This window comes from Rhizobium redzepovicii, from assembly GCF_019793435.1.
Classification (GTDB): Bacteria; Pseudomonadota; Alphaproteobacteria; order Rhizobiales; family Rhizobiaceae; genus Rhizobium; species Rhizobium redzepovicii.
In genome coordinates this window covers 111,566-126,460 of record NZ_JAILYH010000012.1, presented here as the reverse complement: position 1 = coordinate 126,460, position 14,895 = coordinate 111,566, and the positions used below count along the sequence as shown (strand labels likewise).

At 61.4% G+C, this 14,895-nt stretch carries 17 protein-coding genes and 2 pseudogenes; 12 read left to right on the top strand and 7 right to left on the bottom strand.

Annotation, left to right across the window (positions count from 1 at the left end; translation table 11 throughout):
- Window positions 1–21: 21 nt before the first annotated feature.
- Both rnpA and yidC read left to right on the top strand, forming a co-directional pair.
- Complete coding sequence (gene rnpA, locus K6N12_RS20140; RefSeq protein WP_003588909.1) at window positions 22–423, top strand: ribonuclease P protein component; 402 nt, start codon at window positions 22–24, stop codon at window positions 421–423.
- A complete protein-coding gene (gene yidC, locus K6N12_RS20135; protein WP_097624694.1) occupies window positions 423–2,216 on the top strand; it encodes a membrane protein insertase YidC in 1,794 nt (597 codons plus the stop codon). Before rnpA ends, yidC begins: the two co-directional genes overlap by 1 nt.
- A 103-nt stretch (window positions 2,217–2,319) precedes the next feature.
- Here yidC and K6N12_RS20130 read toward each other — a convergent pair whose 3' ends face one another.
- The gene (locus K6N12_RS20130; protein ID WP_097624693.1) at window positions 2,320–2,976 is read right to left on the bottom strand and encodes an O-methyltransferase; all 657 of its coding nucleotides are present in this window, start codon (window positions 2,974–2,976) and stop codon (window positions 2,320–2,322) included.
- Window positions 2,977–3,065: 89 nt separating this feature from the next.
- Between K6N12_RS20130 and K6N12_RS20125 the strand changes: the two genes are divergently transcribed.
- From K6N12_RS20125 to K6N12_RS20100, 6 genes are all read left to right on the top strand, one after another.
- Window positions 3,066–3,698, top strand: coding sequence for a TetR/AcrR family transcriptional regulator (locus K6N12_RS20125; protein WP_097624692.1), 633 nt, complete (start codon window positions 3,066–3,068; stop codon window positions 3,696–3,698).
- A gap of 120 nt (window positions 3,699–3,818) precedes the next feature.
- Window positions 3,819–4,472: a ribosome biogenesis GTP-binding protein YihA/YsxC gene (gene yihA, locus K6N12_RS20120; protein WP_003588913.1), complete on the top strand. Its 654-nt coding sequence runs from the start codon at window positions 3,819–3,821 to the stop codon at window positions 4,470–4,472.
- A 360-nt stretch (window positions 4,473–4,832) separates the two neighbouring features.
- Window positions 4,833–5,042, top strand: coding sequence for a cold-shock protein (locus tag K6N12_RS20115; protein WP_003588915.1), 210 nt, complete (start codon window positions 4,833–4,835; stop codon window positions 5,040–5,042).
- 131 nt (window positions 5,043–5,173) lie between these two features.
- On the top strand, window positions 5,174–5,398 hold the full coding sequence (locus K6N12_RS20110; RefSeq protein ID WP_097624853.1) for a hypothetical protein: 225 nt from the start codon (window positions 5,174–5,176) through the stop codon (window positions 5,396–5,398).
- 44 nt (window positions 5,399–5,442) lie between these two features.
- Window positions 5,443–5,718, top strand: coding sequence for a hypothetical protein (locus K6N12_RS20105; RefSeq protein WP_097624691.1), 276 nt, complete (start codon window positions 5,443–5,445; stop codon window positions 5,716–5,718).
- Between the two features lie 160 nt (window positions 5,719–5,878).
- Window positions 5,879–6,955, top strand: a complete 1,077-nt coding sequence (locus K6N12_RS20100) for a sensor histidine kinase (RefSeq protein WP_097624690.1) — start codon at window positions 5,879–5,881, stop codon at window positions 6,953–6,955.
- 102 nt (window positions 6,956–7,057) lie between these two features.
- Here the strand turns inward: K6N12_RS20100 and K6N12_RS20095 are convergent, their stop codons facing one another.
- The 3 genes from K6N12_RS20095 to K6N12_RS20085 all read right to left on the bottom strand — a co-directional run bounded on the left by K6N12_RS20095 (window position 7,058) and on the right by K6N12_RS20085 (window position 9,010).
- On the bottom strand, window positions 7,058–7,612 hold the full coding sequence (locus K6N12_RS20095; RefSeq protein ID WP_097624689.1) for a fasciclin domain-containing protein: 555 nt from the start codon (window positions 7,610–7,612) through the stop codon (window positions 7,058–7,060).
- 142 nt (window positions 7,613–7,754) lie between these two features.
- Window positions 7,755–8,474, bottom strand: coding sequence for an anti-sigma factor (locus K6N12_RS20090; protein WP_097624688.1), 720 nt, complete (start codon window positions 8,472–8,474; stop codon window positions 7,755–7,757).
- The gene (locus tag K6N12_RS20085) at window positions 8,471–9,010 is read right to left on the bottom strand and encodes a sigma-70 family RNA polymerase sigma factor (protein WP_097624687.1); all 540 of its coding nucleotides are present in this window, start codon (window positions 9,008–9,010) and stop codon (window positions 8,471–8,473) included. Before K6N12_RS20085 ends, K6N12_RS20090 begins: the two co-directional genes overlap by 4 nt.
- 143 nt (window positions 9,011–9,153) lie before the next feature.
- Here K6N12_RS20085 and argB point away from each other — a divergent pair, with 143 nt between their 5' ends.
- Window positions 9,154–10,041 carry an acetylglutamate kinase gene (gene argB, locus K6N12_RS20080; protein ID WP_003570750.1) on the top strand — a complete coding sequence of 296 codons (888 nt, stop codon included), beginning with the start codon at window positions 9,154–9,156 and terminating at the stop codon, window positions 10,039–10,041.
- A gap of 176 nt (window positions 10,042–10,217) precedes the next feature.
- Here argB and K6N12_RS20075 read toward each other — a convergent pair.
- Window positions 10,218–10,479, bottom strand: a pseudogene (locus K6N12_RS20075) (metalloregulator ArsR/SmtB family transcription factor).
- Here K6N12_RS20075 and K6N12_RS20070 point away from each other — a divergent pair.
- Both K6N12_RS20070 and K6N12_RS20065 read left to right on the top strand, forming a co-directional pair.
- Window positions 10,475–10,849 (top strand): annotated as a pseudogene (locus K6N12_RS20070) (acyl-CoA desaturase); the annotation flags it as partial. The pseudogenes K6N12_RS20075 and K6N12_RS20070 overlap by 5 nt on opposite strands.
- A gap of 106 nt (window positions 10,850–10,955) precedes the next feature.
- Window positions 10,956–12,104 carry an alpha-hydroxy acid oxidase gene (locus tag K6N12_RS20065; RefSeq protein ID WP_222148946.1) on the top strand — a complete coding sequence of 383 codons (1,149 nt, stop codon included), beginning with the start codon at window positions 10,956–10,958 and terminating at the stop codon, window positions 12,102–12,104.
- Window positions 12,105–12,173: 69 nt separating this feature from the next.
- Here the strand turns inward: K6N12_RS20065 and K6N12_RS20060 are convergent, their stop codons facing one another.
- Window positions 12,174–12,944 carry an isocitrate lyase/PEP mutase family protein gene (locus K6N12_RS20060; protein ID WP_097624685.1) on the bottom strand — a complete coding sequence of 257 codons (771 nt, stop codon included), beginning with the start codon at window positions 12,942–12,944 and terminating at the stop codon, window positions 12,174–12,176.
- The gene (locus K6N12_RS20055; protein WP_097624684.1) at window positions 12,941–14,014 is read right to left on the bottom strand and encodes a bifunctional transcriptional activator/DNA repair enzyme AdaA; all 1,074 of its coding nucleotides are present in this window, start codon (window positions 14,012–14,014) and stop codon (window positions 12,941–12,943) included. The genes K6N12_RS20060 and K6N12_RS20055 overlap by 4 nt, the downstream gene beginning before the upstream one ends.
- Window positions 14,015–14,117: 103 nt before the next feature.
- Between K6N12_RS20055 and K6N12_RS20050 the strand changes: the two genes are divergently transcribed.
- Complete coding sequence (locus K6N12_RS20050; RefSeq protein WP_097624683.1) at window positions 14,118–14,831, top strand: pyrimidine 5'-nucleotidase; 714 nt, start codon at window positions 14,118–14,120, stop codon at window positions 14,829–14,831.
- The last annotated feature ends 64 nt before the right edge of the window (window positions 14,832–14,895 follow it).

The following is a 14,895-nucleotide window of genomic DNA, read 5'->3' as shown; positions in this document are numbered from 1 at the left end:
GGCCGGGTTGCCCGAAAAGAGATGGCGGGCGAATTGACGACCAAAAAAGAAAAACACGCTGTCGGGCGGCTGAAAAGCCGCCCGCAGTTTCTTGCCGTGCGCGAGGGCGAAAAACGCCGCGGCGGCCTCTTTCTTCTCGAAGTCCTCGACCGGAAGGAACCCGACAGCCAAGCCCGCGTCGGATTTACAGTCACCAAAAAACATGGCAACGCGGTTGAACGCAACCGCATGCGCCGCCGCCTGAAAGAGGCGGTGCGGCTTCATGCGGGGTTTGCAATGCAGCCCGGACACGACTATGTGGTTGTCGCGCGCAGGGACGTGCTTGAGGCGTCCTTCAAAGAATTGGCCGCGGAACTGAAATTTCGCGTGGAAACCAGGCCGAAACCCCGGCGCTCCGGAGACGGACGCCCCAGGAACGTATGATGGAAAAAAACCGCAATTACTTCATTGCGATCGCTCTCTCGGTGCTGATCGTCCTCGGCTGGCAGTTTCTCTATATGAATCCGCGCATCGAGGCCCAGCGCAAGGCGCAGGAAGCCCAGAAGGCGCAGCAGAAGACCGAACAGGTGCAGCAGCCCGCAGCCAACGGCGCGGCGCCGGCCCCGACGAGTGGGACCGCCCCTTCCGGTCAGGCCGTCGCCACGGCAACGCTGGAACAGGCGCTGGCAAAGAACCCGCGCGTCGTCATCGATACGCCTGCGCTTTCCGGCTCGATCAACCTCGCCGGCGCCCGGCTCGACGACCTGAAGCTCAAGGGCTATCACGAGACCGTCGACGACTCGAGCCCGACCATCACCCTGTTCAGCCCGGCGGAAACCAAGGATGGTTACTTCACCGAGCTCGGCTATATCGGCAGCGACGCCACGGGCAACGTTCCCGGCGCCTCGACGCTCTGGACGGCGCCCGAGGGCGCCAAGCTCACCGACAAGACGCCGGTGACGCTTTCCTACACCAACGACAAGGGCCTGACCTTTACCCGGACGATTTCCGTCGACGAACGCTACATGTTCACCGTCGCCGACAAGGTCGAAAATACCGGCCAGGCTCCCGTATCACTGTCTTCCTACGGCCGTGTGACGCGTTACAACAAGCCGACGACGCCCTCCGTCTACGTGCTGCATGAAGGATTCATCGGCGTCATCGGCGATGACGGGCTCGTCGAAACCAAATATACCGCCGCCGAGAAGGAAGCCGTCATGCCGCCGAAATCCACCGGCGGATGGCTCGGCATTACCGACAAATACTGGGCCGCGACGATCATTCCGCCGCAGACCTCGGCCTATGAAGCACGCTTCTCGCATTTTGCCGATGGCCAGCCGCGCTATCAGGCCGACTACAAGGACGATGCCTTCACCGTTGCGCCCGGCCAGTCGATCGAGCTCAAGAACCTCGTCTTCGCCGGCGCCAAGGAAGTGCCCGTCATCGACGGCTACGAGACCAGCTATTCGATCCCGAAGTTCGACCGGCTGATCGACTGGGGTTGGTTCTATTTCATCACCAAGCCGATGTTCAAGCTGATGGACTTTTTCTATCGCTTCTTCGGCAATTTCGGCGTGGCGATCCTGTGCACCACCATCGTCGTCAAGGCGCTGTTTTTCCCGCTCGCCAGCAAGCAATATGCTTCGATGGCGAACATGAAGCGCATGCAGCCGAAGATGGAGGAGCTGAAGGCGAAATTCGCCGATGACCGCATGGGGCTGCAGCAGGCGACCATGCAGCTCTACAAGGAAGAGAAGATCAACCCGATCGCCGGCTGCTGGCCGGTGGCGCTGCAGATCCCGATCTTCTTCTCGCTCTACAAGGTGATCTACATCACCATCGAGATGCGGCACGCGCCGTTCTTCGGCTGGATCAAGGACCTTTCGGCCCCCGATCCGACGACGATCGTCAATCTGTTCGGCCTGTTGCCCTTCGAAGCGCCGACCATTCTGCATCTCGGCGTCTGGCCGCTGATCATGGGTGTCACCATGTTCCTGCAGATGCGCATGAACCCGACCCCGCCCGATCCGACGCAGGCGATGATCTTCAACTGGATGCCGCTGGTGTTCATGTTCATGCTGGCAAGTTTCCCGGCCGGCCTGGTCATCTACTGGGCCTGGAACAACACGCTCTCGGTGATCCAGCAGTCGGTGATCATGAAGCGCCAGGGCGTCAAGGTCGAGCTGTTCGACAATCTGAAGGGCCTGTTCCGACGAAAAACGGCGCCGTCGAAATGACGCAGCTGCCTATTGCAGCAGGTTAATGTGCTACAGAGAAGCCCCGCTCCGACGGGGCTTTTCTGTTCGTATCGGTGAGCAATCACCCTGCGCCGACGCGGCTTCAACAAGCGCGCATGGAAAGCTCGATATCTTCGGAAAACGGCGTCGACATGTAACCGCGGCCAGGCGCGCGCACGTGGCCGAGGTATTCCGGGCAGGCGTCGGCATCGTCGGCGATGACAATCGCTCCCTGCCGGAGGCGGCCTTCCAAGATGTACAAAATCTCCAGATAGAGCGACTTTGCGCCGTCCATCAGGACCAGATCTATGCTGCCGGGAAGATCGGCGACGAGGGTTTCAAGCGCATCGCCCTGCCGAAACTCGACGAGATCGGCAAGCCCGGCCGCCGCAAGGTTCTGCCGTGCTCTGGAGATCTTGTCGGGCTCGAACTCGGTGGTGATCAGCCGGCCGCCGCCGTTATCGCGCAATGCGGCGGCGAGATAGAGCGTGGAAATACCGAACGACGTGCCGAACTCGACGATCTCACGTGCTCCACTGGCGCGTGCCAGCATATAGAGCAACTCGCCGGTCCTGCGCGACACGGGCAGCCACAGGTCCTTTATCAGGCCGTAGAAATTGCGGTATTCCGTCTTGCTGTGGAAGAGGCGATCCCGCTCCTCCCGCGACAGTGCCGCCAGGCCGGGGCTCGTCGCCTTGTCGGCCTGTTCGAACAAATGCTCGAGCAGCGGCGCGAGCGGTGAGGTCGTTAACGTGGTCATGGCAAATCCTTTGTCGAGAGCGTTGTTGTGCCGATCGAAAAAATACGATTAATTCGTCGCATTCGCTAATCGCATCCGGGAGCCTGGAAATGGCCGATCGCCCAAGCTCTGAAATTTCCTCACGAAAACAGCCCAAACAGGCGCGGTCGAACGAGCTCGTTTCGGCCATTCTGCAGGCTGCTGTTCAGGTTTTGGCGCAGCAAGGCGCGCACCGCTTCACCACCGCGCGCGTGGCTGAGAAAGCAGGCGTCAGCATTGGGTCGCTCTACCAATATTTTCCGAACAAGGCGGCGATCCTGTTTCGGCTGCAGAGCGACGAGTGGCGCGAGACCACCGGTCTTCTGAGTGAGATCCTCAACGACCGATCGGAGCCGCCGCTTCGCCGGGTGCGCAGATTGGTTCAGGCTTTTATTCGCTCGGAGTGCGAAGAGGCCGCCGTCCGTGTGGCGCTCGGCGACGCCGCTCCGCTCTACAGGGATGCGCCGGAGGCCCGGGAGGCGCGACAGGCTGGCGATCCGGTGATCGAGGCGTTCCTGAGGGAGGTGCTTCCCGCCCTCCCTGAGGCAGCCCGAGTGCTCGCCGGCGACGTTATGATGACAACCCTGACGACCGTCGGAAAGGATTTCTCCGAAAGACCGCGGAAGAGCGAAGACATGGAAGCCTATTCGGAGGCAATGGCCGATATGCTGTGCGCCTACCTTGTCAGCCTGGGCGCGCGATGAGACGCAGAGCCGTCGGCCGTGGGGACCGCAATGGGCTGTTAACCGCCTCAAAGCTTGACATCTCCCCTCAAAACCACGAAGCCCGGTGAAGAGACAGAACCCGGAGATTGCAGAGCCCGCATGCCCGAAACCGAAAAGCCGCTCTTCGGCCACCCATGGATCTTCATCCGCGGCGTACCCTCGCTCAATTTCCTGCCGCCGGAAGGGCCCCTGGAAGTGGCCTTTGCCGGCCGTTCCAATGTCGGCAAGTCGTCGCTTATCAATGCGCTGGTCGGCCAGAAGGGGCTGGCGCGCACGTCGAACACGCCGGGGCGAACCCAGGAGCTCAATTATTTCGTTCCGGATGGCTATTCCGGCGAAAGCGGCGACATGCCGCCGATGGCGATCGTCGACATGCCCGGCTACGGTTATGCGCAGGCGCCGAAGGAGCAGGTCGACAAGTGGACCAAGCTGGTTTTCGACTATCTGCGGGGCCGCGCGACGCTGAAGCGCGTCTATGTGCTGATCGACAGCCGCCACGGCATCAAGAAGAACGACGACGACGTGCTCGATCTGCTCGACAAGGCGGCCGTCTCCTATCAGATCGTGCTGACCAAGACCGACAAGATCAAGGCGCCGGCCGTGCCGAAGCTGCTTGCCGAGACCGCGGAAAAGATCCGCAAGCGCCCGGCCGCTTATCCCGGCGTGCTGTCCACCTCGTCGGAAAAGGGCGACGGGCTGGACGATCTGCGCCAGGCGATCGGCGAAACCGTCGGCGTCGCCCGCTGGAAATAGAGCGGCGCTAGATGGTTCAGCGCTCGCCGATAGCTGCGGCAATGTTCGGCGACGCGCGAATCCGGCCAGTTCCGAAGCTCCTTCCCACATTTTCGGATCCGCGGCTTTTCAGTCGGCCGAGTCCCCATTTGGTGCAAAGGCCACCGACGCATCCAAAGATTGAATCGACCGGCGATGAAAAACTAACGGTTGACGGCGCGCGTCCTTTGCGCTACATGACAACTATCGAATTTTGCTTGCTGGCTTGGTTATCGCGCGATTAGCACCGCGGCCTGAACGAACTTCCTTTCAAAAATCGCTATCACCATCCGTATCGCCCTGGCGCTGCGGTTCTTCAATATTGCTATGAAAGGGTTCATCATGACCACTGGCACCGTTAAATGGTTCAATTCCACCAAGGGCTTCGGCTTCATTCAGCCTGACAATGGCGGCGCTGACGCCTTCGTTCACATCTCCGCCGTCGAGCGCGCCGGAATGCGCGAACTCGTCGAAGGCCAGAAGATCGGCTTCGATCTCGAGCGTGACAACAAGTCGGGCAAGATGTCCGCTTGCAATCTCCAGAACGCTTAACTCGATATCTGCTTTCCTTTGACCACGGATGTACTGGCACTGCCGGAAGCACGTTATCCATGCAAGGCCAGGCGAACTGCCTGGCCTTTTTGTTTTCGCTCGCCCATCGAACTCTCAGTATCGGACCCGACATGACAGAGACATACAGCAAATCCCGCCAGCGGGCGGAGATTGCCTTCGGCAACGTCCAGAGCCAGTTCTTTGCAAAGAACAAGGCGGCCGAGGAACTCGAATCCGACGTCCAATCGCAACAGGCAAAGACCTTGCGGCTTCGCGAGGCGCGGCTTTCCAGGGAACGCAACGACCGGGCAACAACAACGGCCGCGCTCGTTGCAAAACGCACCCGGGCCGGCTGACCTCACACTGCGCTCACCGTGAACTCATCCTGAAGGAAGCTTGAATGGCGGACGATATCAAGGAACTCCAGTCGATCAATACGGCTTGGCAGATCGCCATTCAGGAGATTCTCCGAATGGTTATCAGGGACATGTATCATGGTGGCGGCGAGGCTTCGTTCAGGACGCACATCAAGCGTATCGAAGAGGCAGCGGTGGACAGCATCTACACGGACTTGCGGCTGCGCGGCACGGATGAATGGACGGAGGTCCTGGTCAAGGAACGGGCGAGCAATTTCGTGACGACGCTGCTGACCTCGTTTACCTATGACCGGGCATAGCCTTGCCGGGTTTGGCCCCACGGGTTCGGATCCTTATCATCGCATCATGAAACTGCTTGCGTAAGCGGATCAGCGGCGATTGCACTTGCGTCCCCGCAGTATTTGAAGCAACCCTCCATCCCAGGCGGTGCAAGAGCAGTCCGCGTGCGCGAGTAATGAGATGACCGATAGCAAAGACCAGCCGCTGTCGCCGGAAGGCGTCGGCAACCTGCCCCATCTGGCCGAAGCCCTTGATGACGATCGGTTTCGACACTTTCTCGATCACGTCCCTTTTGCCGTGGCCGTCTCCGAACTCGGCGACCGCGAGGCGCTGATCTATGTCAATCTCGAATTCGAACGGCTGACGGCGCTGAGCGCAAAGCAGGTCGAGGGAAAGACCTGGTCCGAGATCGAATTGAATTCCACCGCCATTTCGGGAGGAGCGACGCTCACGGCCGCCGTGACCTCTGCCGAGGAGTATATTGGCGCGTTCTCGCTGGTGGCCGAACCCGAGAGCACTGCCATTATCGATGTCTGGTCGAATACCATCGTCAACGATGATGATACCCCGCTGTTCCGATTGGTGGCCTTTGCGGCGCGCAATGAGGCGGCGGCCGATCAAAGCTTCGGTGAACTGCTGACGGAGAAGGATGTCCTTCTGCGCGAACTTCAGCATCGCGTGAAGAACAACCTTCAGATGATCACAGCGCTGATCCGGATGGAGGCACGCAATGCGCAACAGAGCGAGGAAAGCGAAAGGTTTGCACGGCTTGCCGGGCGAATTGAGGCCCTGGCGCTGCTGTATCGCTCGCTGTCGGACGAAGAGAAAGGTGCCACAGTCGATCTTGGAACCTATGTGAGCCAGATTGCCGCCTCGGTGATGGCGGCTCACGCCGTGGAAGGGATCCGGCTGGACATGAAGGTCGACACCTGGCCGGTTTCGGTCGATGTGGCCATGCCCGCCGGCTTGGTCATCAACGAACTGCTCACCAATACGCTCAAACATGCCTTCGTGGGGCGTGATGGCGGAGAAATCACGCTCCGTTGTGTCGTCAGCGATACAGGGTGCAGGATCACCGTCGCCGATAACGGGGTCGGGCTTCCTCAAGATGTGACTTGGCCGCACCCGGGTAAACTAAGCGCAATGATCGTACAGTCGCTGAAACAGAACGCCCGCGCCAAGGTCGAAGTCACCTCGTCCCCCGACGCCGGCGTGAGTGTCTCGCTCGTTTTCCCAATAGCCGAAGCGACCCGATAGCCTCATCGCTAGAAAACTGGTCGGAAATCACAAGGCAAGTCATTCTCGGCTACTTTCGGGGCGCCCCGAAGAGCGCCCCGGGCCCTGCCAAGATGGGCGGGCTTACATCTTCGGCAGCAGCACCTTGTCGACGACGTGAATGACGCCGTTCGACTGTTTGACGTCGGCGATCGTCACATGCGAGACGCCGCCGTTTTCGTCGGTCAGGGTGATCTTGCCCATGCTTTCCTTGGCTTTCAGCACGCAGCCGCCGACGGTCTTGATGTCGTGCTCACCGCCGTCATCCTTGATCATCTTGGCAACCGTCTTGGCCATCGCGTCGGCAGCAACGACATGGCAGGTCAGAACCTTGGTGAGCGTCGCCTTGTTTTCCGGCTTCAGCAGCGTGTCGACGGTGCCCTTCGGCAGGGCGGCGAAGGCTTCGTTGGTCGGCGCAAAGACGGTGAAGGGACCCTTGCCCTCCAGCGTGCCGACCAGGCCGGCTGCCTTGACGGCGGCGACCAGCGTCGTGTGATCCTTGGAATTCACGGCGTTTTCGATGATGTTCTTGGTGGCGAACATCGGCGCACCGCCGACTTCAGGGTTCTTGGCGGCGGCAAAGGCGACGGCGGACAGGGCGGTGGCGAGCGCAAAACCGCGCAATACGGACTTGATCATGATTTTCTCCTCACCGGACACGATCCGCGGGCTTAATGCCTGAGCGTCGTCCGGACATTTCGAACTACGGCGGCTTGCGCCAAAGAGTTTCAGACAGGAGAAAATGATTTCATGGCCGACGCGATTTACGGCCGGCGCCCGATCATGGCCGGCGCAATGCGCCGCTTGCGATCACCGGACCGGTCGCCTGGCCGGTCGGCGAGCCGCCGAAGGGTTCGAGGCTGACGGCAAGCGTCGCGCCATCGGCGAGATTGCTGCGCAGATCGGCGGGAATGACGAGTTCGCCGCTCTCGCCCGGCTGGAAGACGCCGAGCGATTTCGGCAGGCCGCTGCCCGGCACCAGCCAGAGTTCCAGCGACTTCTCCTCCGGCTTGCCGGCGGCGACCGGCACGATCTTCAGCCGTCCACTCTGCAGCTCGTAGGAGGCAAGAAGATTGATGGCGCTGTTCTGGCCGGAAAGCGAGGCGACCAGCGGTGTCGGTCCCTGCGGCTCAGGCACGACGCCCGAGGCGAAGATGACGGCGCTGACGGCGACGACGACGCAGGCAAAGCTCAGCGAGCGCCAGAAGACTGCCGAATTCCAGAGGCCTTGCGAAAAGGATGCGGGTTTTTGAGCATCGCCGAATAGCCGCGCCTCGATCTGCTTGAAGGTTTCCCGGTTCGGCGAGGCGGTTTCATATTCGTCATTGAAGGCAGAAAGGTTGGTTTCCCAGCGGCTGACGATCGCGGCAAAGGGCCGATCGTGGCGCATGCGCTCTTCCACCACCCGCCGATCCTGCAGCGACAGGACGCCAAGCACATATTCGCCGGCGAGAACCTCGTCGCGGGAGCGGTCTCCCTTGCTTTTGTCGGGCGATGTCATCGTTCCATGCACTCTCTCAGTTTCAACAGGCTGCGCCTGAGCCAGGTCCGCATCGTGTTCAGCGGGACACCAAACTGATCGGCCAGTTCCTGATAGCTCAGCCCTTCGACATAAGCCCGTTTCACCGCGACCGCACGATCAGCTTCCAACTCTTCCATGCAGGTGTCAATCCGCCTTCCTTCATCCTTCGTCACCGTCTGCATTTCCGGGTCGGGTGCGGCGTCGGCAAGATCATAGGCACTGTCGATTTCGTCGGCGACGGGCTTGCGCGACCGCAACGCGTCGATCGACCGGTTGCGGGCAATCGCCGAAAGCCACGCTGCCGACGATCCTGTCGCTGCCTGGTAGCTTCCGGCCCTTTGCCAGATGCTGATATAAACTTCCTGCAGGGCTTCTTCGGCTTCCGTGCGATCCTTCAAGATACGCAGGCAGATGGCAAAAAGTTTCGGCCCGGTCTGATTGTAAAGGGCAACAAAGGCCCGGCGGTCGCCGAGCGCGACGCGGCCGATCAGGTCTGCAATCTCATCGCCTTGCATGCCGTTCCTCATCTCATGCTTGGGTGCGCCGGACGCTAAAGGCCACCGGCTCCGCGCCAGATACGAAAAACTATTGCCCTCTGGATTATTCCCTCTGTCGGAAACTTGCGATAAAAGGCCGCGAACAATTCCGCGGGGTCCCCATGAACGAGTCCGAAAGCGAACTGCAGGCACGGCTTCTGGCCAAGGCGCTGCCCTTCATGCAGCGTTATGAAAACAAGACGATCGTCGTGAAATATGGCGGCCACGCCATGGGCAATCCCGAACTCGGCAAGGCCTTTGCCAGCGACATCGCCCTTTTGAAGCAATCCGGCGTCAACCCGATCGTCGTTCACGGCGGCGGCCCGCAGATCGGCGCCATGCTGAACAAGATGGGCATCGAATCGAAATTCGAGGGCGGGCTGCGCGTCACCGACCAGAAGACGGTCGAGATCGTGGAGATGGTGCTCGCCGGCTCGATCAACAAGGAAATCGTCGCGCTGATCAACCAGACCGGCGAATGGGCGATCGGCCTTTGCGGCAAGGACGGCAACATGGTCTTCGCCGAAAAGGCGCGCAAGACCGTCAAGGATCCGGATTCGAACATCGAGCGCGTGCTCGATCTCGGCTTCGTCGGCGAAGTGGTCGAGGTCGACCGCACGCTGCTCGATCTGCTCGCCCGCTCGGAGATGATCCCGGTGATCGCGCCCGTCGCACCCGGCCGCGACGGCGCCACCTACAATATCAACGCCGATACCTTCGCCGGCGCCATTGCCGGCGCGCTCAACGCCACCCGGCTGCTGTTCCTGACCGATGTGGCCGGCGTGCTCGACAAGAATGGTCAACTGATCAAGGAGCTTTCCGTCGCCGAGGCGCATGCGCTGATCGCCGACGGCACGATCTCGGGCGGCATGATCCCGAAGGTCGAGACCTGCATCGATGCGATCAAGGCCGGCGTCCAGGGCGTCGTCATCCTGAACGGCAAGACCGCCCATTCCGTCCTGCTGGAAATCTTCACCGAGCACGGCATTGGGACGCTGATCGTTCCCTGATCGAGGGTGCGCCTTTCATCGGAACGAAGGGCGCGTCTCCCCTCCTCCTGCTCGTGAGTCCTGTTTCAGCTTTTCCATCGGGAAGAGCAGTCAGTAGCGCCCATGCGTCAGAGGCGCCTGCCCGACCTCTTCCATCCTTTCTCGCGATCACGCCGGCACAGGATCGGCCCCGATGCTCAAGGCAATTCTTTGGCGCGGACGCGCGCCTGGCTTTCCTTCTTGATCGGCCGGCTGACCGGGCAGACCTCCTGCACGAAGCCATTGAGCGTATTGACCAAACAGGGAATAGTGGACGAACTGGCCCTGCTTCTCCCGTCTGATCAGCCCCGCCGTTTCAAGAATGGAAAGATGCTGCGAAACGGCCGGCTTGGACATGCTGAAGCGGTCTGCGATCTCGCCGGCGGTCAAGCCGGATGCCGAGAGATAGGCACGGGGCATTGCCGTGCGGGTATCGGTGTCGCTGACCGGACACTGGCTGGTCGGTCATTTCGCCCACCGGGCCGGTCATCAGGGATGGCGTGTCGATGACGTCGCGGTGCAGGGTTACAACCTGCCGCATTTCGGGCTGGTGACCTTTGGCGAGAGCTTCCACGGCAACCATCACGCCTTTCCGGAATCGGCGCGGCTCGGCATCGAGCCGGGGCAGTTGGACCTCGGTTGGTATTTCATCCGGCTGCTGGCGGGGATCGGCCTGGCTTCGGCGATCAAGCTCCCGCACATGATCGTGCCACGGCGAGGGTTGAAGCGCGTCGACACATCCGCTTCCGGTGGCAATCAGCCGCAACATCAGGCGGAATCGCGCCCCTGACTGCGATATCCGCTCGAAGAAGCCGCAAATCGCCCGATCTAGCCTTGGCAAGATTTCGAATCGTGCTTTAGGTTGCGCCCCGAAACTTAACGGGTCGAGCAAACAGATGCGCCTTACAGACTGCTATAATTTTCACGATTTCCGGCGCATGGCCAAACGGCGGCTTCCCGGGCCGATCTTCGATTATATCGACGGCGCTGCAGATGACGAGGTGACCTATCGGCGCAATAGCGCGGCGTTCGAAGCTTGCGATCTGGTGCCCGACGTCTTGCGCGGGGTGGCCGAGGTCGACATGTCGGTAACCGTCATGGGGCAGAAGCTGGCGATGCCGGTCTATTGCTCGCCGACGGCGCTACAGCGGCTTTTCCACCACCAGGGCGAGCGGGCGGTCGCGGCGGCGGCGGGAAAATACGGCACGATGTTCGGCGTCTCCTCGCTCGGCACGATCAGCCTGGAGGAAGCGCGGCAGATCAGCGCCGGGCCGCAGGTCTATCAGTTCTATTTCCACAAGGACCGCGGCCTCAACCACGAGATGATGGCGCGGGCGAAGAATGCCGGCGTGCAGGCGATGATGCTGACGGTCGACAGCATTACCGGCGGCAACCGCGAGCGCGACAAGCGCACCGGCTTTGCCATTCCCTTCAAGCTCAATCTCGCCGGCATGATGCAGTTTGCGATCAAGCCGTCCTGGGCGATCGACTGGATGACGCATGAGGCGTTCCGGCTGCCGCAGCTCGAAAACCACGTGAAGATGGACGGCGGCGCCCTGTCGATCAGCCGATATTTCACCGAAATGCTCGACCCCTCCATGTCGTGGAACGACGTGGCTGACATGGTGCAGGCCTGGGGCGGGCAATTCTGCCTGAAGGGCATCATGTCGGTCGAAGACGCCAAGCGCGCGGTCGAGATCGGCTGCACCAGCATCGTGCTTTCCAACCATGGCGGCCGCCAGCTCGACGGTTCGCGCAGCGCCTTCGACCAGCTGGCTGAAATCGTCGACGCGGTGGGCGACCGGATCGACGTGATGATGGATGGCGGCGTGCAGCGGGGCACGCATGTTCTTAAAGCGCTGTCGCTGGGGGCGAAGGCGGTCGGGCTCGGCCGCTATTATCTCTTCCCGCTTGCCGCCGCCGGGCGGCCCGGCGTCGAACGGGCGCTGGAGACGATGCGCACCGAGATCGAACGGGACATGAAGCTGATGGGTTGCACCTCGGTCGACCAGCTGACACGGCGCAATCTGCGCTTCCGTTCCTGAGCGGAGTGGGATGTCATTTTCGGGCCGCAGTCTTTCATCTGAGAGCTGCGGCCCGCGCACATCTCGGCCTCAGAGCGTGCTGTAAATCGCCGCCGCCTCCTGTTTCAGCTTTTCCATCATCGACCGGTAAGGCCCCGGTCCATAGCTGATGCGGCCGACACCGAGCTTTGCCAGGGTTTTCACATCGGGAGCGCCCGCCCGCATCATGATATTGACCGGCAGCGACGATGCAGCGCAGATCTTTTCGATCAAGGCGGGATCGATCAGGCCGGGAACGAAGAAACCGTTGCCGCCGGCCGCCGCATAGGCCCTGCCGCGCTCGATCGCCTCGTCCACCAGACCGGCATGTTTGGCAAGATCGCCTTCGGCGAGGAAGAGATCGGTGCGGGCGTTGATGAAGAAGGGGATGTCTCTGCCGTCGGCCATGGCGCGAATGGCGCGGATGCGGGCCGCCTGGCTCTCGGCGGGGTAGAGCCCCTCGCCGGCAACCACCCGATCTTCGAAATTGATGCCGATGGCGCCGACATCCACCAGCCTGGCGGCATTGGCCGCCGCCCCCTCGGGCTCCGCCGAATAGGCGCCTTCGAAATCGACCGACAGCGGCAGGTCGATGACGGCGGTGATGGATTTCGCCGTCTCCACAAGTACCTGCATCGGGAGTTTCTCGCCATCGGCAAACCCGTGGGCTGCGGCGACCGACCAGCTTCCGGTCGCGAGCGCCTTGGCGCCGGCTTCCGTCACCGCCTTCGCCGTGCCGGCATCCCAGATATTGTAGAGGACGATCGGATCGCCCTTCTTATGCAGCGCGGCGAATGCCTTGGCCTTCTCAATCTGGTTCATGCTGTCTCCTCCATCTTCGCCTGTGTACTGATTTTCTCTTCATGGCGCAGCAGCCACTGTTTGCGCCAGAGCCCGCCGCCGTAGCCGGTCAGCGAACCATCCGCGCCGAGGATACGATGGCAGGGCACGATGATGGCAAGCTGGTTGGCGCCATTGGCGCGGCCGACGGCCCGCACCACCTCCGGCCTTTCCATCTCCCTGGCAAGATCGCCATAGGCGCGCGTCTCACCGACAGGGATTTCCATCAGCTTTGCCCAGACATGTTTTTCGAAGGGCGTACCGCCAAGCGCCAGCGGCGTCGTGAAAACGGTGGGCCGGCCCTCGAAATAATCCCGGATCTCCGCCTCGATCTGGTCGATGACAGGGGTGCGGCCGATTGCGACCGAGGATCGGACGCGCTTCTGCAGCGCTTCGAGCTCAGTCGGCAGCGCCTTACGATCATGAAATTCGAGAAGGTGCAGATGCGTCTTGTCGGCAACCGCGATCATCGGCCCGAGCGGGGTGGCGAACCAATCGGCAACGAGCAATTCGCGGTTTTGCGAGAGCGCCGGCGCTTTACCGACGAGCCGCTGGAATGCCGTGCGAAAGCCGCTCGGAGACTCGTATCCGGCGTCGATCTGCGCATCGATGACGCGCGCGCCGTCGGCCAGCTGCCGGGCCGCTTCGCCGAGCCGGCGATAGCGGACGATGTCATGGAAGGTCATGCCGAGCGCCCGCTTGAAGGCGCGGCGCACCGTCGAGGGATCATGGCCACGGCGGACAATCTCCTCCTCGGTCCAGCGAACCTCCGGCTGAGCGTCGAGTGCCGCAAGCAGTTCGTCGACGATCGGCTCCCTGCCCGGCTGTTCCAGCGGCCTGCAGCGCCGGCAGGGACGAAAGCCGGAATGCATGCAAGCGGCGATCGTCTCGAAGAACAGGGTATTTTCCCGCTTCGGCTTGCGCGCCGGGCAGGTCAGCCGGCAGAAGATGCCCGTCGTCTTGACGCAGACATAGGCCTGCCCCTCATAATCAGCGCTGCGCGCGATCAAGGCGTCATAGAGCGTATCGTCGTCGGGGCGTTCGAAAAGCATATCCGCTTTCTAGCATCCCGCGCATGCGCCGTCCGCCGAAAATCGGGCGTCTATTTTATTCTTGTCGATTTCCTTGCGGCCGCGCCCATGCCATAAGACCGCCATGACAAAGATCGACCGCACGCCTGATAAAGCCGATTTCGCGCACGTCACAGACTGGGTCTTCGACCTCGACAACACGCTCTATCCGCATCATGTCAATCTCTTCGCGCAGATCGACAAGAACATGACCGCCTATGTCGCGGCCTTGTTGCAGATGGAGCGGGAAGAGGCGCGCAAGCTGCAGAAGCAATATTACCTCGAGCACGGCACGACGCTGCAGGGCCTGATGATTCATCACGGCATCGACCCGAACGACTTCCTCGAAAAGGCGCATGCGATCGACTACACGGCGCTGACGCCGCAGCCGGAACTCGCCGCGGCGATCAAGGCGCTGCCCGGGCGTAAGTTCATCTTTACCAATGGCAGCGTCAAACATGCGGAAATGACGGCCGGTGCGCTCGGCATTCTCGAGCATTTCGACGACATCTTCGATATCGTCGCCGCCGACTATGTGCCGAAGCCGGCGCAGGCGACCTACGACAAGTTCACGGCGTTAAAATGCGTCGAAACGAGCAAGGCGGCGATGTTCGAGGATCTGCCGCGCAATCTGACGGTGCCGAAGGCGCTCGGCATGCAGACAGTGCTGTTGGTGCCGCGCAATCTGGAAGACACGCTCGTCGAATGGTGGGAAAAGACCAGCGGCGAAGAGGATCACATCGATTTCGTCACCGACGACCTCGCCGCCTTTCTCGGCAAGATTACCGCTCGGAGCTGATCTGGCCCCTGGGTTGGCGGCGACTGACGGATTACCAAAGTTTCATTCAGCTTACCGATGTTTA